This window comes from Bacillus sp. SJZ110, from assembly GCF_006715455.1.
GTDB classification, from domain to species: domain Bacteria; phylum Bacillota; class Bacilli; order Bacillales; family Bacillaceae; genus Bacillus; species Bacillus subtilis.
The window spans coordinates 63,438-88,921 of sequence record NZ_VFNF01000007.1; the positions used below are offsets into that span (position 1 = coordinate 63,438).

Here is a 25,484-nt window from a genome sequence, read left to right on the forward strand (position 1 = left end):
TTAAATAAAAATAATTGTCTTATTTTTTGAATATTCATGTTATAATGGCATATTAAATAGGGATTTAAAACAAGAAAGGAATCTGTACATGAAACCGTTGCTTAAAGAAAACTCTCTCATCCAAGTGAAAGACATTTTGAAGGCTCACCAAAACGTAAAGGACGTTGTCATTCACACACCTTTGCAGAGGAATGACAGACTTTCTGAGAGATATGAATGCAATATCTATTTAAAACGCGAAGACTTGCAAGTTGTCAGATCTTTTAAGCTCAGAGGGGCTTATCATAAAATGAAACAGCTTTCCAGCGAGCAGACAGAGAACGGAGTTGTGTGTGCAAGTGCCGGAAACCACGCTCAAGGTGTGGCATTTTCGTGTAAACATCTTGGCATTCACGGGAAAATTTTTATGCCGTCTACTACACCGAGACAAAAAGTATCTCAAGTTGAACTATTCGGAAAAGGATTTATCGATATTATTTTGACAGGCGATACGTTTGACGACGCGTATAAAAGCGCTGCTGAATGCTGTGAGGCGGAATCTCGGACGTTTATCCATCCGTTCGATGATCCGGATGTGATGGCCGGACAGGGAACGCTCGCAGTCGAGATTTTAAACGACATTGATACAGAACCGCATTTTCTTTTTGCAAGTGTCGGAGGCGGCGGCCTTCTCTCTGGGGTAGGTACATATTTGAAAAACGTGTCTCCTGATACAAAGGTAATTGCTGTTGAGCCGGCGGGAGCGGCATCCTACTTTGAATCAAACAAAGCTGGGCATGTCGTCACACTTGATAAAATTGATAAGTTTGTAGATGGTGCGGCTGTTAAAAAAATTGGCGAGGAAACCTTCCGGACGCTGGAAACTGTCGTTGATGACATTCTCCTTGTGCCTGAAGGAAAAGTATGTACATCCATTCTTGAATTATATAACGAATGTGCGGTTGTTGCTGAACCGGCTGGAGCTCTTTCTGTCGCAGCGCTTGATTTGTACAAGGATCAAATTAAAGGGAAAAACGTGGTGTGTGTGGTAAGCGGGGGCAATAACGATATCGGAAGAATGCAGGAAATGAAGGAGCGTTCCTTGATTTTTGAAGGTCTTCAGCATTATTTTATCGTCAATTTTCCGCAAAGAGCGGGGGCGCTCCGCGAATTTCTTGACGAAGTCCTCGGGCCGAATGATGACATTACAAGGTTTGAATATACGAAGAAAAATAATAAAAGCAATGGACCTGCTCTTGTCGGCATCGAGCTGCAGAACAAAGCCGATTATGGGCCGCTGATTGAACGGATGAACAAAAAACCGTTTCATTATGTAGAGGTGAACAAGGATGAGGACTTGTTCCATTTGCTAATCTAATTTTTTTACACAACCGCGCAAAATGACAGACAGCCCGGCTGGCATCATATATAATAGAAGAAAAACAAAAAAGAGGATTGATAGCTTGTTACTCAAAAGCCTAGAGTTCAAACGCGATGACGGGATTCAGGTGAAAGTGACAGAAATACCTGTATTAAAGGAAGATGAGCACTATTTCTTTATGTTACATCACCATTTGCAATTCTACTTAAAAGAAGTGTTTTCATCAAACAGCAGGGCAAAAGTGTATTCTTTCCGACATTATATGAAGCGCCGGATGAAGTGGGCAGATTATCAGGCTGTATTTCATCAAGAGGTGTTAAAGCACAACGCGTAACATGCCGTTTTTTACCTGCATGCCCTCCTTTGTAATCGTTAATGGGGAGGCATGCAGGATTTTTTTTGCTCAGTATCGAATACAAACATGGGACAGTAAGGACGGTTTTAGAAAGCGTTTTTATGCTGGCTGGAAAGGATGGATGTCATGAAGGTTATCAAGGGGTTAACGGCTGGGCTGTTTTTTCTGTTTTTGTGTGCATGCGGAGGACAGCAGATTAAAGATCCGCTCAATTACGAGGTGGAGCCTTTTACATTTCAAAACCAAGACGGCAAGAACGTTTCTTTAGAGAGTTTAAAAGGAGAAGTATGGCTGGCGGATTTTATTTTTACCAATTGTGAAACTGTATGTCCGCCGATGACCGCTCATATGACCGAGCTGCAAAAAAAACTGAAGGCTGAGAACATAGATGTCCGTATCGTATCCTTTAGCGTTGATCCAGAAAACGATAAGCCGAAACAGCTGAAGAAATTTGCCGCAAACTATCCATTATCTTTTGATAACTGGGATTTCCTCACGGGATACAGCCAGAGTGACATTGAGGCATTCGCGCTTAAGAGCTTTAAAGCGATTGTGAAGAAACCGGAGGGAGAGGACCAAGTCATTCATTATTCTTCTTTTTATTTGGTAGGCCCGGACGGTAAGGTGCTGAAAGATTACAACGGAGTGGAAAATACACCGTACGATGATATTATCGCCGATGTGAAGACAGCCAGTACACTCAAGTAAGCTAGGAGACTGGGCATTTGCAAATCTTCTAAAACATGATACACTTTCCACTAGTAGAATGGGAAGGAGCAACAAGATTGAAGCTGCGCATTTTTTCAATCATGGCCAGTTTGATTTTGCTTCTTACTGCGTGTACGAGCATACGTACATCATCTGAGGGAAAACAAAAAGCCCATGAAACGAAAACAAAAGAACACATTGTCATAGCGGCTGTCGGAGATTCGCTGACAGAAGGAGTCGGAGATCCCGACGGAAAGGGATATGTCGGCAAGGTGGCGGATTCTATCCGGTCAGATAAACAAGTCAAAACGGTCGACGTGAAAAATTATGCCGTAAAAGGGAACCGTTCGGATGATTTATTAGAAAAACTAAAAGATAAAAAGGTTCAAAAAGGCATAAAGGACGCAGATTATGTCTTTTTTACAATTGGCGGTAATGATTTGATGAAAATCCTTCGCCAAAACTTTCTGCAATTAACCGTTGAACCGTTTCAGGAAGCGGAAAAACCGTACGAAAAGCGCTTTGAAAAAATCATTTCTGAAATTCGCGAGCTGAATGATCACGCTGAGCTGATTTATGTCAGCATGTACAATCCGTTTACGTTTACATTATCAGAACTAAATGAAATAAATGGTGTCGTCACGGATTGGAACCATATTGCTGAAAAAGAGCTGAAAAAAGATAAACATGCAAAAATCGTTCATATCGAAGATTTGTTCAATCAAAAAAGTGACAGCAGCCGAATTTCTGAGGAAGATGATTTTCATCCTAATGGTACGGGTTATTCTCTTATCGCAAAGCGCGTCTATCAAGCCATTAAAAAAGAAGGATTACCGAAAGAGTAGGGTGACAGCATGAATAAGTGGAAGCGACTGTTTATTATATTGCTTGCAATCAATTTTATCCTCGCCGCCGGGTTTGTGGCACTTGTTTTGCTCCCGGGGGAACAGGCTCAGGTGAAGGATTCATCTGAGAGCGAGTATGGATTTCAAGTGACAAGCACAAAAGAATCATTAGCTGCGTTTGTTAACTCATATTTAAACGACAAAGCATCAAACAAGCTTGATTATAAAGTAGAGATTGATGATGATGTTCATGTCGCAGGGAAAATCAAGGCATTTTCCACGTCTATTGATGCGTTTATCGCTTTTGAGCCGACTGTGAAAAAAAACGGTGATGTAGAGCTGAATGTCACGAAATTTTCGTTAGGGAAATTGAGTATACCAATTAGCTTTGTGTTAAATTATATGGACAGCTTTTATGAATTGCCGTCATTTGTCCATGTTCACCCCGGAGATAAAAGCATTGAAGTGCGTTTGTCAGAAATGCCTTTAACGAATGGAATGTATGTCAAAGCGGATAAGATAAATTTAGAAAAAGATGAAATTGAGTTTTCCTATTACCATCCTAAACAATAGAGGTGACTGAAAATGAAAAGGATTTACCAGTATTTCAGTTTATTATCCTTTACATTTTCCCTGTACTTCGGCTGGCTTGCTTATCATCATCTGGCTGCTGAAGACATGGATCAAATGTATTTGAATGTTTCCTATTGTGCCTTGTTCCTAAGTGTGATGGTGTTTACATTCGGTATGCGAGACCGAAAAAAAACCGATAAGTCATGAAAAAAGAGACATGAAACAACGTCTCTTTTTTCGTGCGGTCCGAAGAAAATTTGAGAACACAAGGAGAAAAGATGAAAGCATACGATTTTACACAGGGGAACGTGCTGAAACAGCTTGTACTGTTTTCAATGCCTATTATGCTCGGAAACGCATTGCAGGTTTCCTTTCAATTTATAGACAGCTTGTGGATCGGCAATTTACTGGGGGCAAAGGCCCTTGGGGCAGCCGCGGTATCAAGCACGATTGTTTTGACCGTGCTGTCTTTTATTTTGGGCCTTAACAATGCGACGTTAACCATTTTATCTCAGCAAAAAGGAAAAGATGATGTAAAAGGAATGGCGTCGTATATTAACGCTTTTGTTGTTTTATTAACAGGCCTAAGCATCGGATTCGGCGCGGCCGGTTTTTTTCTCTCAGAGCTTTTGCTGCGTCTTCTAAAAACGCCGGAGTCAATGATACCGCTTGCTGAGACGTATTTACAGATTCAATTTATCGGCATTTTATTTTTGTTTGGTTATAACTTTATCAGTACTGTGCTTCGTGCGCTGGGCGACAGCAAGACACCTCTCCGGTTTATTGCGTTTGCTGTTGTACTGAATACAGTGCTTGCGCCGCTCTTTATTTCTGTGTTCCGCATGGGAATAGCGGGAGCGGCTTATTCAACGATTTTGTCACAGGGCATTGCGTTTTTGTATGGGTTGTTTTATGTGGTCAAACACAAGCTTGTGCCATTCTCAATTCCGAGAATGCCCAAGTGGGAAGAGTCCGCGCTGATTTTGAAACTCGGGATTCCGGCAGGTCTGCAGATGATGGTGATTACAGGCGGTATGATGGCGATTATGAGTGTTGTTAACTCATACGGGGATCACGTGGTATCAGGCTTTGGCGCGGTGCAGCGGCTTGATAGTATCATCACGCTTCCAGCAATGGCTGCCGGTACGGCCGTCAATAGTATGGCAGGGCAAAATATTGGAATCGGAAACGAAAAAAGAGTGGGAACAATTGCAAGGCTAGGTGTGATAGCTGTTATTTCCTGCATGCTGGTGATTGCGGTTATGATTTGGGTATTTGGTAAATATCTCATAAGGTTATTTATCAGTGAGCCCGATGCGGTCGCATTTGGTGAACAATATTTGAAGTGGATCGCGTTTTTCTACCCTTTTATTGGGATTAATTTTGTGCTGAACGGAATCGTCAGGGCCGCGGGAGCGATGCTGCAGGTTCTGGTATTAAATTTGATCTCGTTTTGGGTGTTGAGATATCCTTTCACAGCTCTATTTTCAGCTTGGCTTGGACAAAAAGGAATCGGGCTTGGAATCGGAATGAGTTTTTTATTTAGCAGCTGCGCGGCATTTTTGTATTATAGATATGGCCGCTGGAAAGCAATGAAGCTGTTTATTGAAAAATAAGTGAAGCACTGCGAAAAGCACATACCTATATATCGGTATGTGCTTTTTTTCACCGTTTTTTATCAAGTTTGCTGAAGAGCTCGATTAACGTGGCAAGTTCAGCATCAGTGTAGCAGTCAAAGCGTTTAAAGAAATATTCCGTTTTTTTCTCGTTAAAGTGCTGAAGGACTTTTTCGCCCGCTTCAGTGATATGAATGCGGATGATGCGTCTGTCTTCCTTCGATCTGATTCTCGTAATCCATTCCTTTTCTACCAGCGCATCTGTCACAGCCGTAATGTGGCTTGCCGATACTTCTAAAATAGGCGCAAATTCAGTGACTTTTTTAGGCCCTTGTTCACTGAGGATCCGAAGAATGGTGAATTCATTCCGCGACAGCTCTTTATCTAAAATTTCATTGATTTCATTGCGTATTTGTTTAAAGACTTTACGGAGTAAAGTTTCCATATCGTACATCATCTGTGTTCTTACTTTCAAATTTGTGAACCTCCATTACATAAGCATATTGCTTAAAACCTATAGATTTTATTGAAAAGCAGAATCATTTTCATTCTATTTTTACATGCTATAATATAATAATACCACGTATTAACAAAGGAGGCACCAGTATGTCTGAAAAAAAAGAAATCGCCACATTTGCAGGAGGCTGTTTTTGGTGTATGGTTAAACCTTTTGACGAACAGCCGGGAATTGAAAAAGTGGTGTCCGGGTATACAGGCGGCCATACTGAAAACCCTACGTATGAAGAGGTGTGCAGTGAAACGACGGGACATCGTGAAGCCGTTCAAATTACGTTTAATCCTGATGTATTCCCTTATGAAAAACTGCTTGAATTATTTTGGCAGCAAATCGATCCGACAGATGCCGGGGGGCAGTTTGCTGATCGCGGCAGTTCCTATCGCGCAGCCATTTTTTATCATAATGATAAACAAAAGGTGCTTGCGGAAGCTTCCAAGCAACGTCTGGCTGAAAGCGGCATCTTTAAAGATCCGATTGTAACGGACATTTTAAAAGCTGAACCTTTCTATGAAGCGGAAGGCTACCATCAGCATTTTTATAAAAAGAATCCAGCACATTATCAGCGCTACCGGACAGGTTCCGGACGTGCGGGATTTATCAGCGAGCATTGGGGGGCTAAATAAATGGCGTACAATAAAGAAGAAAAAATGAAGTCGTTAAATCGCATGCAATATGAAGTAACGCAAAATAACGGCACGGAGCCGCCGTTTCAAAATGAATATTGGGATCATAAGGAAGAAGGGTTGTATGTAGACATTGTGTCAGGGAAGCCATTGTTTACATCCAAAGATAAATTTGATTCCCACTGCGGCTGGCCAAGCTTTACAAAGCCGATTGAAGAAGAAGAAGTGGAAGAAAAACTGGACACGAGCCACGGCATGATTCGCACAGAAGTAAGAAGCCGAACTGCTGATTCTCATCTTGGCCATGTATTTAATGACGGACCGGGTCCAAACGGACTTCGTTACTGCATAAATTCAGCAGCGCTGCGGTTTGTTCCGAAGCATAAGCTGAAAGAAGAAGGATACGAAAGCTATCTGCATCTCTTTAATAAATAAACTGTTAAAAACAGGCCTGCCTAATGGATAGACAGGCTTGTTTTTATGCCTTTTTCTCTTGATGCAATTCTTCAATAATCTGAGCAATTCTTTCTTTCGTAATGAGCGGGGCTTGATCTGATTGATACCCAGGCAGATTGACTTTGCGAAAGTCAGGATGTTTTTCCGGCTCTGGAAGGATTGCATAAAGGTTGCCCCATTCATACAGTGATTCAATTTCATGTGGAGATGTTAATTCTTCGTGAAGCTTTTCACCTGGACGCTTGCCCACTTCTACTGCAGCCGGCCGCGGGAGCCCGTGCTGCGATGCATATTCTTCAAACCCATGAATCAGTTCTTCAAGTTTCAGTGATTCCATTTTGAAAATAAAGGTTTCTCCGCCTTTTGTAATAGCAGCCGATTGTAATGTCAATGTAGCTGCATCGTCTATTGACATGAAAAATCTGGTCATGTTTTTGTCTGTGATGGTCAGAGGTTCACCCTCCATCATCTGTTCAAATAATATGGGGATGACCGAACCTCTGGAACCGAGAACATTTCCAAAGCGGACCGAACAAAACAAGGTTCCTTTGTTTTGGACGTGGCGGTTTGCTTGATGAAACAGCTTTTCAGATAACAGCTTGGTGGCACCCATTGTGTTCACAGGAGATACAGCTTTATCTGTACTGATATTAATGACATGCTGCACTCGGTGTGAAAGGGCAGCTTCCACCACATTTTGTCCGCCGATGAGATTGGTCTGAATCGCTTCAAATGGATGGTCCTCACATGTCGGAACCTGTTTCAGCGCAGCCGCGTGAAAGACGATATCGACGCCTTTCATCACCTGATTCACCCTTCTGTGATCGCGTACATCTCCGAGTACAAATAATAGCCGCTTATCCTCCGCATACTTTTGGCTCATGACATACTGTTTACTGTCGTCTTTGCTGAATACAATCACCTGTTTAGGTGTAAGCAGCAAAAGGCGTTTGACAATTTGACTCCCGATTGAACCCGTTCCGCCAGTGACTAAAACTGTTTTGTTATGGAAAAATGGTTTTAGTTCTGCTGTTTGCTGTTTAGGCATGGCTTATCCTCCAACTCTCGTTTCTCTACCATGCATCATATGTTCAACTTTGTAATCGAATTAATGAAAGCAACCAATAAAACAAAATTTAGGGGAATGATCATGTCACAAAGTGTTCTTTTTTAATGGAAAATGGAAAAACGGACGTAACTAGGGAATAACAAAACTAAAAAAACAATGTACTAAATATTCAACATATTTTTATTTCGCTCCGCAAAAGCAAAGCTGGCAAAGTCATCTCACGTACCTCTTTGGGGAATAAGTTGTTTATGAGTCAGAAACCCTATAAAAAAAGGTTCATTTTCCTCACGGTAATCACCTGTATATATTTTACAATAGTAGTGATAGTGATAAAAGAGGAGGGTACCAAATGAAGGTTTCAAAAACAATGCTGCTAAGCACTGCCGCGGGTTTATTGCTTAGCCTGACAGCAACCTCGGTGTCGGCTCATTATGTGAATGAGGAACATCATTTCAAAGTGACTGCACACACGGAGACAGATCCGGTCGCATCTGGCGATGACGCAGCAGATGACCCGGCCATTTGGGTTCATGAAAAACACCCGGAAAAAAGCAAGTTGATTACAACAAATAAGAAGTCAGGGCTCGTTGTGTATGATTTAGACGGAAAACAGCTTCATTCTTATGAGTTTGGCAAGCTCAATAATGTCGATCTGCGCTATGATTTTCCATTGAACGGCGAAAAAATTGATATTGCTGCTGCATCCAACCGGTCCGAAGGAAAAAATACAATTGAAGTATATGCAATAGACGGGGATAAAGGAAAATTGAAAAGCATTACAGATCCGAAACATCCTATTTCCACCAATATTTCTGAGGTTTATGGATTCGGCCTGTATCACAGCCAGAAAACAGGAGCATTTTACGCATTAGTGACAGGCAAACAAGGGGAATTTGAGCAGTATGAAATTGTTGATGGTGGAAAGGGTTATGTAACAGGGAAAAAGGTGCGTGAATTTAAGTTGAATTCTCAGACCGAAGGCCTTGTTGCGGATGATGAGTACGGAAACCTATACATAGCAGAGGAAGATGAGGCCATCTGGAAATTTAACGCTGAGCCCGGCGGAGGGTCAAAGGGGCAGGTTGTTGACCGTGCGACAGGAGATCATTTGACAGCTGATATTGAAGGACTGACAATCTATTATGCACCAAATGGCAAAGGATATCTCATGGCTTCAAGTCAAGGAAATAACAGCTATGCAATGTATGAACGCCAGGGGAAAAATCGCTATGTAGCCAACTTTGAGATTACAGATGGCGAGAAGATAGACGGTACTAGTGACACGGATGGTATTGATGTTCTCGGTTTCGGACTTGGCCCAAAATATCCGTACGGGATTTTTGTGGCGCAGGATGGCGAAAATATCGATAACGGACAAGCCGTCAATCAAAATTTCAAAATTGTATCGTGGGAACAAATTGCACAGCATCTCGGCGGAATGCCTGATCTTCATAAACAGGTAAATCCGAGGAAGCTGAAAGACCGTTCTGACGGCTAGAATAGAAAGCAGCTTGTGCAGCTGCTTTTTTCTATGAATAAAAAAATCGTTCATAGCAATGAACGATTTTTCAAGAAAGCGCCAGATGAATCGCTTTTAGTTTTGCAGGAAGCTCATCAAACGTAAATGCGGGTACGGTCTCTTTATAATTGGCTGCTGCAGCTTTTTGCCGTTCTTCAGGATGGTTGATATAGAAAGCGGCTTTTTCCTTAAAGTCGTTCATGCCGTGATAAGAAATAAAGGATGAAAAAGGATGCGCCGCGGGTAAATCTGTTAATTGAAATGCTTCGCATGCAGCGATATCAAACGTTCGGTTATTAAAACTGGCATTTTTGATGCGCATAGTATTTTGGTTGAAAGCAAAATGATAGGGACGATGCGCATTAATTACGATGTCTGCCCCATTATAATAATGAACGGCCTGTTCGGGTGGAACCCATGCGCTGACGACATCAATATGCGGCTGTTTGAGCACTTTTTTAGGCAGATATTTTCTCCATTCCTTGCCGATTACCCGAACCGTGAATGGCAGATGGACCGCTTCTTTCATAAGCTGAACCCGATTAGGGTAAGGGTAGCCGATGATTAACAGATTTGAATGATAGGATTGTTTGGTGCCCATTTTTTTAAACAGCCGATGATTAACTGGTATCGGAACATAATAGACGTGCTGGTAGCCGAGCCCTTGATAATAGAGAACGGCATTTTGTTCAATCGTTAATATGGCGTCAGCGAGCTTGATTACCTGTAGGCTGATATCCATATAAAATGGGTCTTCGGTCAGCCAAACATATACGGGGATACCCTTACCCTTTAACCAGGTCAGCCAGTCGTGAGGAACGCGGTCTCCAACCATCAAGAGTGCGAAGTCCGGCTGAAACGTTTCGATCTTCACCAAAGATTCTGCTTCAAGTGTATCTGCAGACATATACTCTGTATGAGTGTTCCGAAAACATTCTTCAGCCCAGCGATCAAAATAACAATATATTCCTCCGTATCCCGACTGGATATACAAGACTTTCATCGGATGTTATGAAAAGAACGTAACGCTTTCTACTTTGTCTACATCAATTAATGTTGTAGCTTGGCCTGCTGGAGTGACGGAACTTTCCTGTGTTACAAATACGATCCCGTGAACCTGATCGAAAGCAACGAAGACAACCGGCCCGATCATGTCTCCTGAATCGGTTACAATGCTGATTGTCGTGCCTGGCGTAACTCTGGCAAAAATCCATCTTGCCGGAAGGGAAGGGTCTAAAAGAGATTCTGCCGTAACCATCTCACTTTCATCTACTCTTTGATCGATGGCAGCTTCAAGCAAGTCTTTAAGGTTACTATCCATGTTTTCTCCTCCTTCTGTTGCAGTTGGAAATAAAGGGCTTAAAACGGCTTTAATTAAATCCTTTTTTAACTGTGCATTTTCAGAGCTCATTACACACACCTCCTATTCGATAGTGAACTCACGTTAATCATATTCTTCCGGCTGTTATTTGGTATGAGTCGAACGCCGTACCTGATCTAATTTTCATCTATTTAAGGAAAATGCTGATTTTTTAATGGAGTGGACATAGCCTATACCATAAATCGGAGTCGCACATATTGTGAAACAGAGATAAGGATAAGGGAGAGGGATGATTTGGATTTAGAGAAACAAGTGGATCGAGAAGAAAACCAAGATGAACTGCATTTTATTTTGCTTTTGCTGATTCTGCTGATACGTCAATCGTCTTCTGAAGGAAATCCATCTGACCTCAGACGCCAGCTTGTTTTTGCAAAAGAGCTGGGCGTACCGGTTTCAAAAGTCAATTTGATCAACGGAGATACACTTCAAAATGTCATCGTAAAAGAAGTTCTGACTGATTTGGTTATTTTCCAAAACCCGTTAAATAACATGAGCTCTCATGTTTCACTCTCAAGTGTTGTAAGCTGGGGTGCTTTTTAAAAGATGACAGAGGCTCTGCTTGCTGCGGAGCCGTTTTTATGTTTGACGGCGGGAGGCGGTATAGATGGGAGAGAAAGTGTCTATTATTTTAACAAGTTACAACAAACCCCATTATTTGCAAAAAGCGATCGAAAGCGTGATACAGCAAACGCATGATCTTTGGGAGCTTTTTATCATGGATGATCATTCGAATGCAGAAACAACTGCGGTGATTCACAAGTATCTCCATGACCGGCGCATTCAATATCATAACAGTTTCGTGCATCCTGCAGATCGATTAAAAACAGCTCGTTATGCCACATTAATTAACAGTGCGCTCCCATTTGCAGACGGCGATTACATTTCCTATCTTACTGACGACACTGTTTATCATCCTGAGCGGCTGAGCCGTATGATGCAAGAGTTTTCACATAAGCCTGAAGCGCAGGCGGTCTATTCAAAACAAAAAGTTGTACATGTAAACGAAAGGGGAGAGGAAATCTCACATTTCTACAGAAATGCCAATGCAGTGTTTGATCAGGCCGCTTTTCAAGTTGATCATTGCTCCGTTATGCATCGCCGTTCGTTACTTAATCTCATCCATCATAAATTTGGAGGCTACTGGGATGATGATATGAAGCATTGGAATCATGGCGACGCAATTTTTTGGGCGAGACTCAACAACTTTACCCGATTTCTGCCGATAAATGAAGTATTAGACACAACCTATAAAACCCCAGATTCATTTCAAAATGCATATCGGTTTCTGCCCGCCGATTTGATTGACGGCTCTTTTGTAAAAGGTTCAGATCAAAATGTGTATTTTTTTGATCAGGGTGTAAGGCATCCTGTTGGAGAAAAGTGGGGTTTTTTGTATCTAAATCGGACTGTCGCTGTTCCAGACCCATATTTATTCCAATATAGGATTGGAAAAATTTTAAACATTCCGAATTATATTTTAGTAAAGGAAGCTGACCATCCTGCAATATTTTATATCGAAGCCGGAAAAAAAAGGCGAATTGTGGACCAGTATGCGTTTCAATTTTATCAATTTCAAAGAAAAGACATAGTGACAATTGGAAAAGAAGAGATGGAGACGCTTCCGGAAGGGCCGCCGATTACGTGGAAACGATCTGAATTGATCAAAAATCCGCCTGGCCGACGTCTGTTTTTCATCGAACGCGAGCCGTTTTTGTTTCTAAACGGCGTCTTTCACCCGATTAGTGAACAAGTAACAAGGAAGTTTTTTTTACATCAGAAGCCAATCTCCGCTTCTTTCCGAAATATTCAGCAATTTCCAATTGGAAAGCCGTTTTATCCGGTGTACGATGAGATTATAAAGAAATTGAATATTGCAACAGAGTAAAGGTATAGGTCATAAAAAGGAGACGTTCATGACAGGACATTATTCAAAAACGGAACATCAATATATATTGTTAACGTCTGAATCGGCATCGTTTGATCATTACAGCGTATACAGAGATCCGCAGCTTCCGCAAATTTTTTCTCATAACTTTGTTCAGCTCCATGATACGTTTCCATTGGAGCGGTTACTTAACTTTTTACCCTCCGTACCAAAGCTGCTTGATGCGAATTATCTCCATTTAAAAGCGTCGCCGCAGCATGTTTTTCCGCTCGGTTTGAAGCAGTCGCTTGTAAAAAGCGGTTTTGTCGTCGAGGATGAGCTACTATATGACATGAAGCTTAGTGACTGGAAGGGGCAGATGGGACATCCTTTAACCGCATGGGGGACGGCAAAAAGTCTTTGCGACGGATCTTCTATTATGAAAATTTACGATTCCATTTATATTGGAGAAGCAATCGCTGTACAAAAATTAAAAAGAAAATATCCTTTCTATGAAGCAGGTATAATCATTCTTGTTGTTTGTTACAGCGACCAGGCACAGAAAGTTCCCATTGGGTGCGGCGAGCTGTTTATCGATCATCAAGAGAAAACGGCTAAAATCGAAGAAGTGGCAATTTTAGATCAGTTTCAAAGGAAGGGCTACGGCAGTATCTTAGTGAAAGAAATGCTGTCTATCGCCAAATCACTAGGAATGGAAGCAGCCTACTTAGTGGCTGCAAGCACTGACGGTGCAACTCAGTTTTACGAAAAGCTGACGTTTAAAAAATATGAGCGGGTGCATACTGTATTTCATTATTTCCTTACATGAAATAGGCGTTTGCACAAACCATTTGGGACTTGGCCCGCATAAAATGCCGTATATCGTGATAAGAAAGGATGAAAACAGCATGTATGGATACTCTGGGTACGGTTACGGATTTGGCTGCGGGACAAATACATTTGTGTTAATTGTTGTCTTGTTCATTTTATTAATTATTGTTGGAGCCGCTTTTATTTGCTAGATGCTGAAATTCCAAAAGAGCCTTCCCTATTAGGAAGGCTCTTTTTATGTGAAAAAGTTTTTGCGGGGAACGTCATGCCGCCATTTGGACACTCATACAATATGGTAAAAGGGGTTTTGAGGTGGGAGCATGAGCAGTTATTTGATTAAGCCAGAGCTTAGCTCGGCCTATCCGGTTGTCAGTTATGCGAAGGGTTCATATGTTTATGATCAGACCGGAAAAAAATATCTCGACGGCTCGTCAGGTGCGGTGACATGTAATATCGGCCACGGAGTTCGTGATGTGACTGAGAAGCTGAAAGAACAGCTTGATCAGGTGTCTTTTGCTTACCGCTCACAGTTTACGAGTGAGCCCGCCGAGCAATTAGCCGCTCTCTTGGCACAGGAGCTGCCCGGAGATGTGAATTGGTCTTTTTTTGTCAACAGCGGATCAGAAGCGATAGAAACAGCTATGAAAATTGCCATTCAGTTTTGGCAGGAAAAAAAGCAAACACAAAAATCCATCTTTTTGTCTCGATGGAGCAGTTACCACGGAATAACTTTGGGAGCGCTTTCATTGTCTGGTTTTTATGAAAGGAGATACCGGTTCACCCATCTCATTGAGCGGTATCCAGCTATCTCAGCTCCTCATATTTATCGGCTGAATTATGAGACGGAAGAAGACTTTGTTCAGACTGCAGCTGATGAACTGGACACTATGATCAAAAGAATCGGAAGCCAATTCATCGCCGGCTTTGTGGCTGAGCCTATTATTGGTGCTGCAGGCGCAGCGATTACTCCGCCTCCGGGATATTATGAGAGATTAAGTGAGGTATGCCGCACACACGATGTGCTTTTTATTGCAGATGAAGTGATGACGGGGCTTGGGAGAACAGGAAGGATGCTCGCGACAGAGCATTGGGACACCGTACCTGATATTGCTGTACTGGGGAAGGGACTCGGTGCGGGGTATGCGCCTATTGCCGCTGCCGTCGTATCTGATTCTATTATTGAAACGATAAAACAAGGGTCAGGTGTGATTATGAGCGGTCACACATATAGTGCACATCCCTATTCAGCCAAAGCTGCTCTTGAAGTTTTGCGATATGTGTTAAAGCACGGCTTGATCAAACAATCAGAAAAAAAGGGCGCTGTGCTGAAGAAGAAGCTTGATGAGGCGGCATCTCAAAGCGGCATTATAGGTGATGTGCGCGGAAAAGGACTGCTATTAGGCATTGAATTTGTGACAGACCAAAAAACGAAGAAAGTGTTTCCGCCAGAGCAGGCGGTAACCCAGCTTATTGTCAGTGAGGCGAAAAAACGCGGGCTGATTGTTTATCCTTCCAAAGCTGGAATAGACAGTGGAGAAGGAGATGCTGTCATTATTGCTCCTCCTTTTACTATTTCAGACGGTGAAATGGAAGAGCTTATCTCTATTTTTTCAGAAACAGTTGCAGCGGTCGAAAAAAACTTAAAAAAGGATTGACATTAAATGGCGCCATTTCAAAAAGCAATCAGCATTGACACAGCAATTGCAGATGTTCGGGATGGATCGGTTCTGATGTTTGGCGGTTTTGGGGGAGTCGGGTCGCCTCCTTCATTGATTGAAGCGATATTGGACAGCGGTGTAACGGATTTAACTGTGATTTGCAATGACGCCGGTTTCCCGGATATCGGGATCGGCCCGCTTATTGTTAATCAACGGGTCAAAACCCTGATCGCCTCGCATATCGGTTCCAATCCTGTAGCCGGAAAACAGATGACAGAGGGGACGTTAGAGGTTCAATTTTCACCTCAGGGAACGCTTGCGGAACGGATTCGCGCTGGCGGAGCGGGACTTGGCGGTATTTTAACCGATGTGGGCATTGATAATCCAATGGTTTGCGAAAAAAAGGACATCGTAACAGTGGCGGGAAAACGATACTTGATTGAAGAGGCGCTGACGGCTGATTTTGCTTTCATCAATGCTTACATTGCAGATGAATTCGGCAATCTAACGTATGACAAAACCGCGCGCAATATGAACCCGCTTATGGCAATGGCCGCCAGGAGAACCTTTGCCGAAGCTGAGCGTATCGTTCCGATGGGGGAGATTTCTGAAGAAATGATTGTCACACCGGGGGTTTTTGTTGAGGGAGTTGTACGAAGCGAGGGAGTGAAGTGGAAATGGGCTTGGGAGTAGCAGAAAGAGAACAGATTGCAAAACGGGCTGCTACTGAAATTAAGCAGGGCATGATTGTGAATCTCGGTATCGGTATCCCATCCTTGGTACCGAACTTTTTGAAGCCTGACATACAGGTCATGTTTCAAGCGGAAAACGGTGTCCTTGGCATTGGAGAAAGTCCCGAAAAGGGAGAAGAGGATGCGCATTTATGCAACGCCGCGGGCTATCCTGTCCGCGCTGTAAAAGGGGCGTCTTATTTTGATACAACCATGTCTTTTGCGATGATCAGAAAAGGCAAAATTGATATTACGATTTTAGGCGCCCTGCAGGTGAGCCAATCAGGAGATTTGGCAAATTGGCTTGTTCCGGGAAAAAAGGTGCCTGGTATGGGCGGGGCGATGGAGCTTGCCCAAAAAGCGAAAAAAGTGGTTGTCGTCATGAGTCATACAGATCAAAAGGGAAGGCCTAAATTAACAGAAAGATGTACGCTGCCATTAACTGCTGCAGGCTGTGTAGATTTGATTATTACCGAAAAAGCGGTTCTTGAGGTCGATAGCCATCACTTCATTTTAAAAGAGCTGATGAATGGCTCGACAATCGATGAGGTGACGAGGCTGACAGAAGCTGAAATCAAAATAGATATGCCTTTTTCTTAAGAGGGGGAATGAGGATGCAAGACATTGAAAGAAAAGTAATCGGGTGGCTTGATCAGCATTCGGCCAAAGCCATTCGTCTTCTCAAAAGGCTGATTGGGGAAAAAAGCACATTGGGGTCAGAGTTTAACGCCCAAGCTGTTGTGCTTGAAAAGCTGCGGCAATTTCATATGGACATTGATGTATGGGAGCCAAGCATAAAGCAATTAAAACAGCATCCCTACTTTAAATCTAACCGATCCGATTTTCATGAGAGCCCGAATATCGTGGCTAAAAAAAAGGGAGCCGGCGGAGGCAGGTCCCTGATTTTGAACGGCCATATCGATGTTGTGCCTGAAGGAAGCGTAAAGGATTGGAAGTATGAACCGTATCAAGCTGTCGAAGAAAACGGTAAAATATACGGCCGCGGTTCAACGGATATGAAGGGAGGCAATACAGCCCTTCTTTTTGCTTTAGAAGCCCTGCACGCCTGCGATGTCAAACTGAAGGGAGATGTATTGTTTCAGAGTGTTGTAGATGAAGAGTGCGGCGGCGCCGGTACACTGTCCGCCATCATGAGAGGCTATCGTGCTGACGGGGCACTGATTCCTGAACCGACGAATATGAAACTATTTATTAAGCAGCAGGGTTCGATGTGGTTTCGGATCACTGTGAAGGGATTATCCGCACATGGGGGCACACGCTATGAAGGGGTAAGCGCGATTGAAAAAAGCATGCACGTTATCACAGCGTTACAAGAGCTGGAGAAAGTCCGCAATGCGAGAATTTCAGATCCGCTGTATGACAATATCCCAATACCGGTACCGGTGAATATCGGCACCATCTCAGGCGGTGCCTGGCCATCTTCAGTTGCAGACCGTGTCGTCATAGAAGGGAGATGCGGAATTGCTCCCCATGAGAAACCAGAAGCTGTAAAACTTGAATTGGAAAACTGGCTGAAGGATTTAGAATACCATGACGAATGGTTTAAACGCCATCCCGTACAAGTCGAATGGTTTGGCGCTCAATGGCTGCCGAATGATTTACCTGATGATCACCCTTTAATTTCTGTGCTGCAATCAGCCTATCAAAAAATGAAACAGACAGAGCCGATTATTGAGGCTTCCCCGTGGGGAACGGATGGAGGGCTTTTGTACCATGCAGGAGATACACCAGTAATCGTTTTCGGGCCGGGGGAAACAAAAACGGCTCATCAGGCCAATGAATACATTGAGGTTGAAGCCATGATAGAATCTGCTAAAATTATTGCACTTTTTGTCATGGATTGGTGCGGGCTTCATACAGATGGGGAGGATGCGGATGCTCAAGTCAATAAAGAGTAGCGGTGTCACAGCAGTTTTGGACCATGACGGTTTTAATAAACGAATCAGAGTGGTCCGTTATGACGGAGCCATTGAGAAGGCTCTGCCGGATATCGTGGCAGCGGCAAAAGAAGAGAATGCAGAAAAAATCATCGTCTATGCGAAGCAGCATGATGAGCCAATGCTTGTCAAACAATTATTTGCGCCTGAGGGCTATCTAAAGGGCTATTATCTCGGCCATTCGGCTTGTGTCATGGTACGTTATCTGTCAGAAAGCCGAAGACAAACAGATTCTTATACAGAGGAACAGGAGATCATCGAAGCCATATATCGCACAGCGCCCCGTCTTCGCAACGACAGTACACCCGTTTTTACGATGAGAAAAGCAGAAACAAACGACATGTACCAGCTATCGATGCTGTATAAAAAAGTATTCCGCACGTACCCAACCCCAGTATTTGACCCCGCTTATATTGAAAAGACGATGAATGCAAATACGGTGTATTATATCATGCTTGATCATGACCGCCTGATCAGCGCAGCAAGCGCAGAAATCAATCCAGAGCTTGGGCATGCAGAAATAACCGATTGCGCTGTGCTGCCGGAATATCGCGGCCATTCGTTAACAAGCTTTTTAATCGAGGCGTTAGAAAAAGAAATGGCTGGAAAGGATATCTTTCATGTGTTTTCTCTCGCCCGTGCTTCGTCTTTTGGGATGAATGCTGTGTTGTACCATTCAGGTTATCAGTATGGCGGAAGGCTGATCAATAATTGCTTTATAGCCGAAGGCCTTGAAAACATGAATATTTGGTGCAAGCAACTGTAAGTCAAAATATGCGCGAGGAGGAGTTCGTTTGAAAAACAAATGGTATAAACCGAAACGGCATTGGAAGGAGATCGAGTTATGGAAGGACGTTCCGGAAGAGAAATGGAACGATTGGCTTTGGCAGCTGACACACACTGTAAGAACGTTAGATGATTTAAAGAAAGTCATCAATCTGACCGAGGATGAAGAGGAAGGCGTCAGAATTTCTACCAAAACGATCCCCTTAAATATTACACCTTACTATGCTTCTTTAATGGACCCCGACAATCCGAGATGCCCGGTACGCATGCAGTCTGTGCCGCTTTCTGAAGAAATGCACAAAACAAAATACGATCTGGAAGACCCGCTTCATGAGGATGAAGATTCACCGGTACCCGGTCTGACACACCGCTATCCCGACCGTGTGCTGTTTCTTGTCACGAATCAATGTTCCATGTACTGCCGCTACTGCACTAGAAGGCGCTTTTCCGGACAAATCGGAATGGGCGTCCCAAAAAAACAGCTTGATGCTGCAATTGCTTATATCCGGGAAACACCCGAAATCCGCGATTGTTTAATTTCAGGCGGTGATGGGCTGCTCATCAACGACCAAATTTTAGAATATATTTTAAAAGAGCTGCGCAGCATTCCGCATCTGGAAGTCATCAGAATCGGAACAAGAGCGCCCGTTGTCTTTCCGCAGCGCATTACCGATCATCTGTGCGAGATATTGAAAAAATATCATCCGGTCTGGCTGAATACCCATTTTAACACAAGCATCGAAATGACAGAAGAATCCGTTGAGGCATGTGAAAAGCTGGTGAACGCGGGAGTGCCGGTCGGAAATCAGGCTGTCGTATTAGCAGGTATTAATGATTCGGTTCCAATTATGAAAAAGCTCATGCATGACTTGGTAAAAATCAGAGTCCGTCCTTATTATATTTACCAATGTGATCTGTCAGAGGGAATCGGGCATTTCAGAGCTCCTGTTTCCAAAGGTTTGGAGATCATTGAAGGGCTGAGAGGCCATACCTCAGGCTATGCGGTTCCTACCTTTGTCGTTGACGCACCAGGCGGAGGAGGTAAAATCGCCCTGCAGCCAAACTATGTCCTGTCACAAAGTCCTGACAAAGTGATCTTAAGAAATTTTGAAGGTGTGATTACGTCATATCCGGAACCAGAGAATTATATCCCCAATCAGGCAGACGCCTATTTTGAGTCCGTTTTCCCTGAAACCGCTGACAAAAAGGAGCCGATCGGGCTGAGTGCCATTTTTGCTGACAAAGAAGTTTCGTTTACACCTGAAAATGTAGACAGAATCAAAAGGAGAGAGGCATACATCGCAAATCCGGAGCATGAAACATTAAAAGATCGGCGTGAGAAAAGGGATCAGCTCAAAGAAAAGAAATTTTTGGCGCAGCAGAAAAAACAGAAAGAGACTGAATGCGGAGGGGATTCTTCATGAAAACATGCGAATGGTGCGGCGAGCTTGAAGCGGTGCCCGGCAGGAACACGGTGTACTGGGAGCTCCCTGATGGAACGAGGGCTATAGAACTGACAGACACCCCTGCCATGGTATGTTCTTCCTGCGGTATGACCTATCAAGAGGAAAACACGGTTAAGGAGATTGAGGATCAGCTGCTTTTAATTCAAACAAAAAAACTGCCTGAAAGCCTGACATATCAGCAGCTCATGGAGACAGAAAGAATTTTGAAACGCAACTATTTTGACTTCTCCTGAGTCATGTTTCAGTATTCTTTTGTTGTAATTTTACACTTCAACTGTATAATAGAACAACAAAAGACAGACACCAGGAGGGGAAACCCATGAAATCCTTTTATCACTATTTATTGAAATACAGACACCCTAAGCCGAAGGACAGCATCAGTGAATTTGCCAATCAGGCGTATGAGGATCACAGCTTTCCAAAAACATCTACCGATTATCATGAAATCAGTTCATATTTGGAGCTGAATGCTGATTACCTTCACACGATGGCGACGTTTGATGAAGCTTGGGATCAATACGAGTCTGAAGTGCACGGCAGATAATAGCTGTTTCATCCGCAGATCACTGCGGATTTTTTTATGTCTCCCATACCATAATTGGATATTTCCTTTGGTTTTCATGCCCATGCGAATTGGCTTCACCCGGCATACGATAGCGTATGAGAAATGTTGCGGCGAGGGGGAGACACCATGAAGCAAAATAAACCGAAATTCCAAGTAGGGGATATCGTAGTCGTCATTATGTATGGAACAGTCGGCACCATCACAAAAGTACACCAAATTGATAAACACTATCTTTATGAAGTCAATCATAACGAAGTTTTATACTTTGAATCATCTATTCAGCTTTATAAAGATTATGAGGGTGTCATTGTCGACATGGAGAAGCTTGATATTGAGTATGAATTCCTTATTGGGGACGTTGTTTATGTAAAAGATTATGGAAAAGAACTCTTTCGCATTATCGGCCATAGAACAGAAATTTGGAGATATTTAGAAGATGGCTGGGAAGATATCATTTATGAGCTGACCCGTTTAAAGGATGGAGAGTGGCTTGAAACGGAGGAAGAGGATCTCACGCTGGTGCTTAGAAAATATGAAATGGACCAGTTTGTGCATCAGCTGTTGTTTGTCCATTATGTCGGAGAAACTGGCCATGAGATCGGCGAAGATATCGCATCGTCTGCTCTTCTTCAGTTTGAAGGCGATGATGAAGATCAAGATACCCTTCACATCCTTGCTGTGTCAATTGTTGATGAGCTTCTGGATATTTATAATGACTACAAAATTCTGTACGAAATGTTTCATGATGAAGAATATAAAGACATGATGATGTTTGTTTTGGAAAGTTTAAAAGAGCATTTCAGTTAGTTTGTGAACATACGGATCAAGACATATAAAAAATATGGCAGACAGCCCCAAATCATCACACGCGTCATTCCTTTGAGCGTTTTTTCCATTATGATATCAAATCTTTCTCCGTCCAGTGCTTCCATCATTTTAGCAATCATAGCGTCAGCCTCCCATGGCTCGTTTTTTATTCAATATATGACTGAAAGAATTGTTTAGAACACCGGGTATAATTCAGCCTGTTTTTTCATAAAACATAAAAAAGGAGGCGGTACGGAGATGAAAGAAATAGATCTTGTGATTGATACGGAAGAAATCGCTGAATTTTTTTACAGAGAGCTTGCAAGACGGGGCTACATACCGAGTGAGGATGAGCTGTTTGAAATCGCTGATATCACCTTTGATTATTTGATAGAAAAATGTATGATAGATGAAGAGCTGGATGAAGATGAATGAGGCTTAAAACCGGAGTTGTCAGCTCCGGTTTTATTATTCATGTTCTATGACTTCTGTGAAAATTGAGGTGGTTAAATTGTACAAGCCCGTTAGTTTGTTTCTTTTCTTTCTCATTCTAGCTGCGGCCATTCATACAAATGCTGTTCAATCTGCAGATGAAGCAATAAGCAAGGCAGCTGTTTTGATCCGTCAGCCATGGCTTAATGAAGTCATGACGGAGATCACGCATCTTGGTGCTTCTTCTTTTCTGCTCCCTCTAATTGTCATCATTGGAGCAGGCATGTTTTTCTACAGAAAAACATGGGACGGCCTGTTGATGTTCTTAGTATTCGGCACAGATCGGCTGTTAAACAAAGTCTTAAAAGAATGGATCGAAAGAGTGAGGCCTGATTTTGCACCGCTGGTTCATGAATCATCCTTCAGTTTTCCGAGCGGCCATTCCATGAATGCTGCTTGTGTCTATCCTGTTATTGCTTACTTTTTAGTGAAACACCTCCCGTTTTTGTCCAAGCATAAAAAAATGGTATATATCATAGCCGGTGTAATTGCTGTTTTAGTCGGCATAAGCAGAGTGTATCTGGGGGTTCATTTTGTGACAGATGTGTTAGGAGGCTTTAGCCTCGGCTTGCTTCTGTTTTTCCTAGTAAAAGGTTTTGACGAAAAGATTAAGCGGTTTCGACAAAAATAGAGAGAGGAAAACACAGCAAAAACGCCAATATGTTAAAGAAATAAAAGGGAGGGGATCTTGATGATGTTATCCGTGTTTAAAAAGAAGTCTTGTTCCTATGACGTGACAATATTTCAGACACCCCGGTTTGGCGAAAAAAAGGGCTACAGAGCCGTCTATCGAACTGAACTGAACGGGAGCGATCATCAAGACGTGCTGAAAAGAGCATTCTCTTTGTTTAATGTATTCGACACTGTTCCGAGTGATTATGATGCAAGATTTATGGCCACAGGGGACGTGATCTTGATTGATGAAGGCAGAAAAGGGAAAACATATTATCAACTGCTTCCCGCCGGCTGGAGGAAAATCAATCGTCTGATTGTACAAACGACATAATGAAAAGAAAACTGCGGAAACCCGCAGTTTTCTGCAGTTTTAAGGCTTGCGTTTGGCAGCAGAATATTCTTTCCCGTGTGCTTCTTCAGCTGCAATGATATCTTTTTCAGGTATATGATTGTTCTTTTTTTGGCCGGTGATCCGGTTGCGATGTTTTTTACCCATGTCCCACCCCTCCTTCCTGCGGTTAGGTTTTCAAATTAACACCCCGATTATCCGTTTTTCTGAGGAAGTGCCTAACAGATCCTCGAACATTTCTTTTTTCGACATATTCCTTTATAATCAATGCTGAAGTTTGTTTCATCATGACATTCGTTGTAAAATGGACGGGCTGGATGATAATTTAGATTTACAGGAGGATATGAGATGAGTGTACATATAGGTGCTGAAAAAGGACAAATTGCGGATACAGTGCTTTTGCCGGGAGATCCTCTCAGAGCAAAATTTATTGCAGAAACGTATCTTGAAAATGTAGAATGCTACAATGAAGTCAGAGGCATGTATGGATTTACGGGTACATATAAAGGTAAAAAAATCTCAGTACAAGGCACGGGAATGGGTGTTCCGTCTATTTCAATTTATGTGAATGAATTAATTCAAAGCTACGATGTGCAAAATCTAATAAGAGTCGGTTCCTGCGGCGCTATTCGTAAAGATGTCAAAGTGCGAGACGTCATTTTGGCGATGACCTCCTCAACTGATTCACAAATGAACAGAGTCGCTTTTGGAAGCATTGATTTTGCGCCTTGCGCAGATTTTGAGCTTTTAAAAAATGCCTATGATGCCGCAAAGGATAAAGGTGTGCCGGTGACTGTAGGAAGCGTATTTACAGCTGACCAGTTCTACAACGACGATTCGCAAATTGAAAAACTTGCAAAATACGGTGTGCTTGGCGTTGAAATGGAAACAACTGCATTGTATACATTAGCAGCGAAGCACGGAAGAAAAGCCCTGTCAATTCTCACCGTGAGTGATCACGTATTAACAGGAGAAGAAACGACAGCGGAAGAGCGTCAAACGACATTTCATGATATGATAGAAGTGGCTTTACATTCCGTATCACAATAAAATATATCAAGAGGCGTGCTGGGTGCCGGCAGCCTCTTCTTTATGAATGCGGAAACGATTGATAAAAGGAAGGTAATGTAATATGAAAAAGTCCGGTAAATGGTTCTCACTGGCTGCCGCTCTGAGTGTAACGGCAATAGTCGGAGCCGGCTGCAGCATGTCGAACGGTGATGCTCAAAAGGATACGAAAACCACAGCAGAAACAAAGCAAACAGAACAAAAAACAGCTGACAGCAAAAAATCAAACACTCAAAACAGTGAGTTTTCATTGGAAAGCCAGTATTTCAATGATATTAAAAAAGTCGATGGTCTGGAAACCATTCAAAATCCAGAAAATATACTCGCGCTTGTCAATAAACAATATGCACTGCCCGGAAACTATGAACCTAGCGATCTTGTCATACCTGATGTAGAGTTTTCTTTTGAAGAAAAGATTCAAAAACGTTACATCAGAAAAGAAGCGGCCGACGCATTAAAAACAATGTTCGATGCTGCCAAAAAGGAAGGCTATGAACTGGCAGCTGTCTCAGGGTACCGTTCGTATGACAGACAGAAAGTCATTTTTGACAATGAAGTAAGCCTAAAAGGGGAAAAGAAGGCAAAGGAAGCGGTCGCTTACCCGGGTGAAAGCGAGCATCAAACAGGCCTTGCGATGGACATTTCGAGCCGGAGCAATGGCTTAGAGCTAAATGAAGCGTTCGGAAGCACGGCAGACGGGAAATGGGTGCAGGACAATGCTTATAAATATGGCTTTATCATTCGCTATCCGAAAAATAAAGAAGATATCACGAAATATGAATATGAGCCATGGCATCTGCGCTATGTAGGCAAAAAAGCCGCAAAGGTCATCCAAGATAATGATTTAACGCTTGAAGAGTACTTTGAAAAAGTGAAGAAAATTTAAAATGAAAAGCCCGCTTACACTAGATAAGCGGGCTTCATTGTGTCTGGTGAATCTAGCATTTGTTCTATGCTTACCAGAAGAATAAACCAGCAAGAGCGACCCCTGTAATTAAACCGAGGGAAATACCGTAAGCTGCTCCGTATCCCCAATAACCGCCCCAATATCCGTAACCGAAACCTCTTGGCCCTCCGCCGGTCGGAGCTATAAAAACTCTGTCTCTTGTTACACGGGTAATTCTGCCGACGTGAACTCTCCCGCCTCTCTCTGTAATTCTGACGACTTTACCTTGATGGTTTTTGCAAAGATGATAATATCTCTCCAATATT

The 25,484-nt window shown here is 42.8% G+C and carries 36 protein-coding genes; 29 read left to right on the forward strand and 7 right to left on the reverse strand.

The window, feature by feature from the left end:
- Positions 1–88 precede the first annotated feature (88 nt).
- The 7 genes from ilvA to FB592_RS18195 all read left to right on the forward strand — a co-directional run bounded on the left by ilvA (position 89) and on the right by FB592_RS18195 (position 5,457).
- Entirely contained in the window at positions 89–1,357 is a 1,269-nt protein-coding gene (gene ilvA / locus FB592_RS18165; RefSeq protein ID WP_003230803.1) for a threonine ammonia-lyase IlvA, read from the forward strand.
- A gap of 85 nt (positions 1,358–1,442) precedes the next feature.
- Positions 1,443–1,694, forward strand: a complete 252-nt coding sequence (locus tag FB592_RS18170; protein WP_014480066.1) for a DUF2535 family protein — start codon at positions 1,443–1,445, stop codon at positions 1,692–1,694.
- Between the two features lie 147 nt (positions 1,695–1,841).
- Positions 1,842–2,423 carry a cytochrome c oxidase assembly accessory protein ScuA gene (scuA, locus tag FB592_RS18175; protein WP_019258696.1) on the forward strand — a complete coding sequence of 194 codons (582 nt, stop codon included), beginning with the start codon at positions 1,842–1,844 and terminating at the stop codon, positions 2,421–2,423.
- Between the two features lie 77 nt (positions 2,424–2,500).
- Positions 2,501–3,268 carry an SGNH/GDSL hydrolase family protein gene (locus FB592_RS18180; RefSeq protein ID WP_003245956.1) on the forward strand — a complete coding sequence of 256 codons (768 nt, stop codon included), beginning with the start codon at positions 2,501–2,503 and terminating at the stop codon, positions 3,266–3,268.
- A 9-nt stretch (positions 3,269–3,277) separates the two neighbouring features.
- Complete coding sequence (locus FB592_RS18185; RefSeq protein ID WP_041849942.1) at positions 3,278–3,841, forward strand: YpmS family protein; 564 nt, start codon at positions 3,278–3,280, stop codon at positions 3,839–3,841.
- Positions 3,842–3,853: 12 nt separating this feature from the next.
- Complete coding sequence (gene ypmT, locus FB592_RS18190) at positions 3,854–4,048, forward strand: protein YpmT (RefSeq protein ID WP_003230808.1); 195 nt, start codon at positions 3,854–3,856, stop codon at positions 4,046–4,048.
- 71 nt (positions 4,049–4,119) lie between these two features.
- Positions 4,120–5,457 (forward strand): MATE family efflux transporter, encoded by a 1,338-nt coding sequence (locus FB592_RS18195; protein ID WP_072175289.1) that lies wholly within the window; start codon positions 4,120–4,122, stop codon positions 5,455–5,457.
- A 49-nt stretch (positions 5,458–5,506) separates the two neighbouring features.
- On the opposite strand, the gene FB592_RS18200 is transcribed toward FB592_RS18195, so the two are convergent.
- Complete coding sequence (locus tag FB592_RS18200) at positions 5,507–5,932, reverse strand: MarR family transcriptional regulator (RefSeq protein ID WP_004398634.1); 426 nt, start codon at positions 5,930–5,932, stop codon at positions 5,507–5,509.
- 131 nt (positions 5,933–6,063) lie between these two features.
- On the opposite strand from FB592_RS18200, the gene msrA reads away from it, so the two are divergent.
- A complete protein-coding gene (gene msrA / locus FB592_RS18205) occupies positions 6,064–6,597 on the forward strand; it encodes a peptide-methionine (S)-S-oxide reductase MsrA (RefSeq protein ID WP_041849940.1) in 534 nt (177 codons plus the stop codon).
- Complete coding sequence (gene msrB / locus FB592_RS18210; protein ID WP_021481498.1) at positions 6,598–7,032, forward strand: peptide-methionine (R)-S-oxide reductase MsrB; 435 nt, start codon at positions 6,598–6,600, stop codon at positions 7,030–7,032.
- Positions 7,033–7,075: 43 nt separating this feature from the next.
- Here the strand turns inward: msrB and FB592_RS18215 are convergent, their stop codons facing one another.
- Positions 7,076–8,101: an SDR family NAD(P)-dependent oxidoreductase gene (locus FB592_RS18215; RefSeq protein ID WP_014477115.1), complete on the reverse strand. Its 1,026-nt coding sequence runs from the start codon at positions 8,099–8,101 to the stop codon at positions 7,076–7,078.
- Between the two features lie 370 nt (positions 8,102–8,471).
- On the opposite strand from FB592_RS18215, the gene FB592_RS18220 reads away from it, so the two are divergent.
- A complete protein-coding gene (locus FB592_RS18220) occupies positions 8,472–9,620 on the forward strand; it encodes a phytase (protein WP_141949931.1) in 1,149 nt (382 codons plus the stop codon).
- A 70-nt stretch (positions 9,621–9,690) separates the two neighbouring features.
- Here FB592_RS18220 and cgeB read toward each other — a convergent pair whose 3' ends face one another.
- Positions 9,691–10,644, reverse strand: coding sequence for a spore maturation protein CgeB (gene cgeB / locus FB592_RS18225; RefSeq protein WP_041849938.1), 954 nt, complete (start codon positions 10,642–10,644; stop codon positions 9,691–9,693).
- 6 nt (positions 10,645–10,650) lie between these two features.
- Complete coding sequence (gene cgeA / locus FB592_RS18230; RefSeq protein ID WP_032726000.1) at positions 10,651–11,052, reverse strand: spore crust protein CgeA; 402 nt, start codon at positions 11,050–11,052, stop codon at positions 10,651–10,653.
- A gap of 204 nt (positions 11,053–11,256) precedes the next feature.
- On the opposite strand from cgeA, the gene cgeC reads away from it, so the two are divergent.
- From cgeC to FB592_RS18305, 14 genes are all read left to right on the forward strand, one after another.
- Entirely contained in the window at positions 11,257–11,562 is a 306-nt protein-coding gene (gene cgeC / locus FB592_RS18235) for a spore maturation protein CgeC (protein WP_141949933.1), read from the forward strand.
- Positions 11,563–11,626: 64 nt separating this feature from the next.
- Positions 11,627–12,907 carry a spore maturation glycosyltransferase CgeD gene (gene cgeD / locus FB592_RS18240; protein WP_141949935.1) on the forward strand — a complete coding sequence of 427 codons (1,281 nt, stop codon included), beginning with the start codon at positions 11,627–11,629 and terminating at the stop codon, positions 12,905–12,907.
- A gap of 28 nt (positions 12,908–12,935) precedes the next feature.
- Positions 12,936–13,715 (forward strand): spore maturation N-acetyltransferase CgeE, encoded by a 780-nt coding sequence (gene cgeE, locus FB592_RS18245; protein ID WP_101502369.1) that lies wholly within the window; start codon positions 12,936–12,938, stop codon positions 13,713–13,715.
- A gap of 43 nt (positions 13,716–13,758) precedes the next feature.
- Entirely contained in the window at positions 13,759–13,908 is a 150-nt protein-coding gene (locus FB592_RS21195; RefSeq protein ID WP_015251877.1) for a YjcZ family sporulation protein, read from the forward strand.
- Entirely contained in the window at positions 13,902–14,057 is a 156-nt protein-coding gene (locus tag FB592_RS18255) for a hypothetical protein (RefSeq protein ID WP_015714119.1), read from the forward strand. Before FB592_RS21195 ends, FB592_RS18255 begins: the two co-directional genes overlap by 7 nt.
- Positions 14,038–15,372 carry an aspartate aminotransferase family protein gene (locus FB592_RS18260; RefSeq protein WP_070547466.1) on the forward strand — a complete coding sequence of 445 codons (1,335 nt, stop codon included), beginning with the start codon at positions 14,038–14,040 and terminating at the stop codon, positions 15,370–15,372. The genes FB592_RS18255 and FB592_RS18260 overlap by 20 nt, the downstream gene beginning before the upstream one ends.
- Positions 15,373–15,378: 6 nt before the next feature.
- Positions 15,379–16,068, forward strand: coding sequence for a CoA transferase subunit A (locus FB592_RS18265; RefSeq protein ID WP_032725995.1), 690 nt, complete (start codon positions 15,379–15,381; stop codon positions 16,066–16,068).
- Positions 16,053–16,706, forward strand: coding sequence for a 3-oxoacid CoA-transferase subunit B (locus FB592_RS18270; protein ID WP_042976303.1), 654 nt, complete (start codon positions 16,053–16,055; stop codon positions 16,704–16,706). The genes FB592_RS18265 and FB592_RS18270 overlap by 16 nt, the downstream gene beginning before the upstream one ends.
- Before the next feature lie 8 nt (positions 16,707–16,714).
- Complete coding sequence (locus tag FB592_RS18275; RefSeq protein WP_141949937.1) at positions 16,715–18,025, forward strand: peptidase; 1,311 nt, start codon at positions 16,715–16,717, stop codon at positions 18,023–18,025.
- Positions 18,003–18,830, forward strand: a complete 828-nt coding sequence (gene ablB / locus FB592_RS18280) for a putative beta-lysine N-acetyltransferase (protein ID WP_021481488.1) — start codon at positions 18,003–18,005, stop codon at positions 18,828–18,830. Before FB592_RS18275 ends, ablB begins: the two co-directional genes overlap by 23 nt.
- 28 nt (positions 18,831–18,858) lie before the next feature.
- Positions 18,859–20,274, forward strand: a complete 1,416-nt coding sequence (gene kamA, locus FB592_RS18285; RefSeq protein WP_004399420.1) for a lysine 2,3-aminomutase — start codon at positions 18,859–18,861, stop codon at positions 20,272–20,274.
- The gene (locus tag FB592_RS18290) at positions 20,271–20,549 is read left to right on the forward strand and encodes a YokU family protein (RefSeq protein ID WP_004399539.1); all 279 of its coding nucleotides are present in this window, start codon (positions 20,271–20,273) and stop codon (positions 20,547–20,549) included. Before kamA ends, FB592_RS18290 begins: the two co-directional genes overlap by 4 nt.
- Before the next feature lie 86 nt (positions 20,550–20,635).
- On the forward strand, positions 20,636–20,860 hold the full coding sequence (locus tag FB592_RS18295) for a YozE family protein (protein WP_003231160.1): 225 nt from the start codon (positions 20,636–20,638) through the stop codon (positions 20,858–20,860).
- 147 nt (positions 20,861–21,007) lie between these two features.
- Positions 21,008–21,688, forward strand: coding sequence for a hypothetical protein (locus FB592_RS18305; RefSeq protein WP_014480050.1), 681 nt, complete (start codon positions 21,008–21,010; stop codon positions 21,686–21,688).
- Here FB592_RS18305 and FB592_RS18310 read toward each other — a convergent pair.
- Positions 21,685–21,828 (reverse strand): hypothetical protein, encoded by a 144-nt coding sequence (locus FB592_RS18310; RefSeq protein WP_003231164.1) that lies wholly within the window; start codon positions 21,826–21,828, stop codon positions 21,685–21,687. The genes FB592_RS18305 and FB592_RS18310 overlap by 4 nt on opposite strands.
- 118 nt (positions 21,829–21,946) lie before the next feature.
- On the opposite strand from FB592_RS18310, the gene FB592_RS18315 reads away from it, so the two are divergent.
- The 3 genes from FB592_RS18315 to yodL all read left to right on the forward strand — a co-directional run bounded on the left by FB592_RS18315 (position 21,947) and on the right by yodL (position 23,186).
- Positions 21,947–22,123 (forward strand): YozD family protein, encoded by a 177-nt coding sequence (locus FB592_RS18315; RefSeq protein ID WP_003231166.1) that lies wholly within the window; start codon positions 21,947–21,949, stop codon positions 22,121–22,123.
- Between the two features lie 76 nt (positions 22,124–22,199).
- On the forward strand, positions 22,200–22,811 hold the full coding sequence (gene pgpB / locus FB592_RS18320) for a phosphatidylglycerophosphatase PgpB (RefSeq protein ID WP_141949940.1): 612 nt from the start codon (positions 22,200–22,202) through the stop codon (positions 22,809–22,811).
- 60 nt (positions 22,812–22,871) lie between these two features.
- Positions 22,872–23,186: a shape determination protein YodL gene (gene yodL / locus FB592_RS18325; RefSeq protein ID WP_004399431.1), complete on the forward strand. Its 315-nt coding sequence runs from the start codon at positions 22,872–22,874 to the stop codon at positions 23,184–23,186.
- A 39-nt stretch (positions 23,187–23,225) separates the two neighbouring features.
- On the opposite strand, the gene FB592_RS18330 is transcribed toward yodL, so the two are convergent.
- Positions 23,226–23,351 (reverse strand): hypothetical protein, encoded by a 126-nt coding sequence (locus FB592_RS18330; protein ID WP_003231174.1) that lies wholly within the window; start codon positions 23,349–23,351, stop codon positions 23,226–23,228.
- Positions 23,352–23,552: 201 nt separating this feature from the next.
- Between FB592_RS18330 and deoD the strand changes: the two genes are divergently transcribed.
- Together deoD and ldcB are read left to right on the forward strand one after the other, a co-directional pair.
- Complete coding sequence (deoD, locus tag FB592_RS18335) at positions 23,553–24,254, forward strand: purine-nucleoside phosphorylase (RefSeq protein ID WP_003241589.1); 702 nt, start codon at positions 23,553–23,555, stop codon at positions 24,252–24,254.
- 82 nt (positions 24,255–24,336) lie between these two features.
- On the forward strand, positions 24,337–25,158 hold the full coding sequence (gene ldcB / locus FB592_RS18340) for an LD-carboxypeptidase LdcB (RefSeq protein ID WP_141949943.1): 822 nt from the start codon (positions 24,337–24,339) through the stop codon (positions 25,156–25,158).
- A gap of 70 nt (positions 25,159–25,228) precedes the next feature.
- Here the strand turns inward: ldcB and FB592_RS18345 are convergent, their stop codons facing one another.
- Positions 25,229–25,480, reverse strand: coding sequence for a hypothetical protein (locus FB592_RS18345; protein WP_014477099.1), 252 nt, complete (start codon positions 25,478–25,480; stop codon positions 25,229–25,231).
- Positions 25,481–25,484: the final 4 nt, after the last annotated feature.

Bases quoted from the DNA above. Each gene is read 5' to 3' on its own strand.
- ilvA (WP_003230803.1), top strand. From the start codon at position 89: ATGAAACCGTTGCTTAAAGAAAACTCTCTCATCCAAGTGAAAGACATT.
- scuA (WP_019258696.1), top strand. From the start codon at position 1,842: ATGAAGGTTATCAAGGGGTTAACGGCTGGGCTGTTTTTTCTGTTTTTG.
- FB592_RS18185 (WP_041849942.1), top strand. From the start codon at position 3,278: ATGAATAAGTGGAAGCGACTGTTTATTATATTGCTTGCAATCAATTTT.
- ypmT (WP_003230808.1), top strand. From the start codon at position 3,854: ATGAAAAGGATTTACCAGTATTTCAGTTTATTATCCTTTACATTTTCC.
- FB592_RS18195 (WP_072175289.1), top strand. From the start codon at position 4,120: ATGAAAGCATACGATTTTACACAGGGGAACGTGCTGAAACAGCTTGTA.
- msrA (WP_041849940.1), top strand. From the start codon at position 6,064: ATGTCTGAAAAAAAAGAAATCGCCACATTTGCAGGAGGCTGTTTTTGG.
- msrB (WP_021481498.1), top strand. From the start codon at position 6,598: ATGGCGTACAATAAAGAAGAAAAAATGAAGTCGTTAAATCGCATGCAA.
- FB592_RS18215 (WP_014477115.1), bottom strand. From the start codon at position 8,101: ATGCCTAAACAGCAAACAGCAGAACTAAAACCATTTTTCCATAACAAA.
- FB592_RS18220 (WP_141949931.1), top strand. From the start codon at position 8,472: ATGAAGGTTTCAAAAACAATGCTGCTAAGCACTGCCGCGGGTTTATTG.
- cgeB (WP_041849938.1), bottom strand. From the start codon at position 10,644: ATGAAAGTCTTGTATATCCAGTCGGGATACGGAGGAATATATTGTTAT.
- cgeA (WP_032726000.1), bottom strand. From the start codon at position 11,052: ATGAGCTCTGAAAATGCACAGTTAAAAAAGGATTTAATTAAAGCCGTT.
- cgeD (WP_141949935.1), top strand. From the start codon at position 11,627: ATGGGAGAGAAAGTGTCTATTATTTTAACAAGTTACAACAAACCCCAT.
- cgeE (WP_101502369.1), top strand. From the start codon at position 12,936: ATGACAGGACATTATTCAAAAACGGAACATCAATATATATTGTTAACG.
- FB592_RS21195 (WP_015251877.1), top strand. From the start codon at position 13,759: ATGCCGTATATCGTGATAAGAAAGGATGAAAACAGCATGTATGGATAC.
- FB592_RS18260 (WP_070547466.1), top strand. From the start codon at position 14,038: ATGAGCAGTTATTTGATTAAGCCAGAGCTTAGCTCGGCCTATCCGGTT.
- FB592_RS18265 (WP_032725995.1), top strand. From the start codon at position 15,379: ATGGCGCCATTTCAAAAAGCAATCAGCATTGACACAGCAATTGCAGAT.
- FB592_RS18270 (WP_042976303.1), top strand. From the start codon at position 16,053: ATGGGCTTGGGAGTAGCAGAAAGAGAACAGATTGCAAAACGGGCTGCT.
- FB592_RS18275 (WP_141949937.1), top strand. From the start codon at position 16,715: ATGAGGATGCAAGACATTGAAAGAAAAGTAATCGGGTGGCTTGATCAG.
- ablB (WP_021481488.1), top strand. From the start codon at position 18,003: ATGCTCAAGTCAATAAAGAGTAGCGGTGTCACAGCAGTTTTGGACCAT.
- FB592_RS18290 (WP_004399539.1), top strand. From the start codon at position 20,271: ATGAAAACATGCGAATGGTGCGGCGAGCTTGAAGCGGTGCCCGGCAGG.
- FB592_RS18295 (WP_003231160.1), top strand. From the start codon at position 20,636: ATGAAATCCTTTTATCACTATTTATTGAAATACAGACACCCTAAGCCG.
- FB592_RS18305 (WP_014480050.1), top strand. From the start codon at position 21,008: ATGAAGCAAAATAAACCGAAATTCCAAGTAGGGGATATCGTAGTCGTC.
- FB592_RS18310 (WP_003231164.1), bottom strand. From the start codon at position 21,828: ATGATTGCTAAAATGATGGAAGCACTGGACGGAGAAAGATTTGATATC.
- FB592_RS18315 (WP_003231166.1), top strand. From the start codon at position 21,947: ATGAAAGAAATAGATCTTGTGATTGATACGGAAGAAATCGCTGAATTT.
- yodL (WP_004399431.1), top strand. From the start codon at position 22,872: ATGATGTTATCCGTGTTTAAAAAGAAGTCTTGTTCCTATGACGTGACA.
- FB592_RS18330 (WP_003231174.1), bottom strand. From the start codon at position 23,351: ATGGGTAAAAAACATCGCAACCGGATCACCGGCCAAAAAAAGAACAAT.
- deoD (WP_003241589.1), top strand. From the start codon at position 23,553: ATGAGTGTACATATAGGTGCTGAAAAAGGACAAATTGCGGATACAGTG.
- ldcB (WP_141949943.1), top strand. From the start codon at position 24,337: ATGAAAAAGTCCGGTAAATGGTTCTCACTGGCTGCCGCTCTGAGTGTA.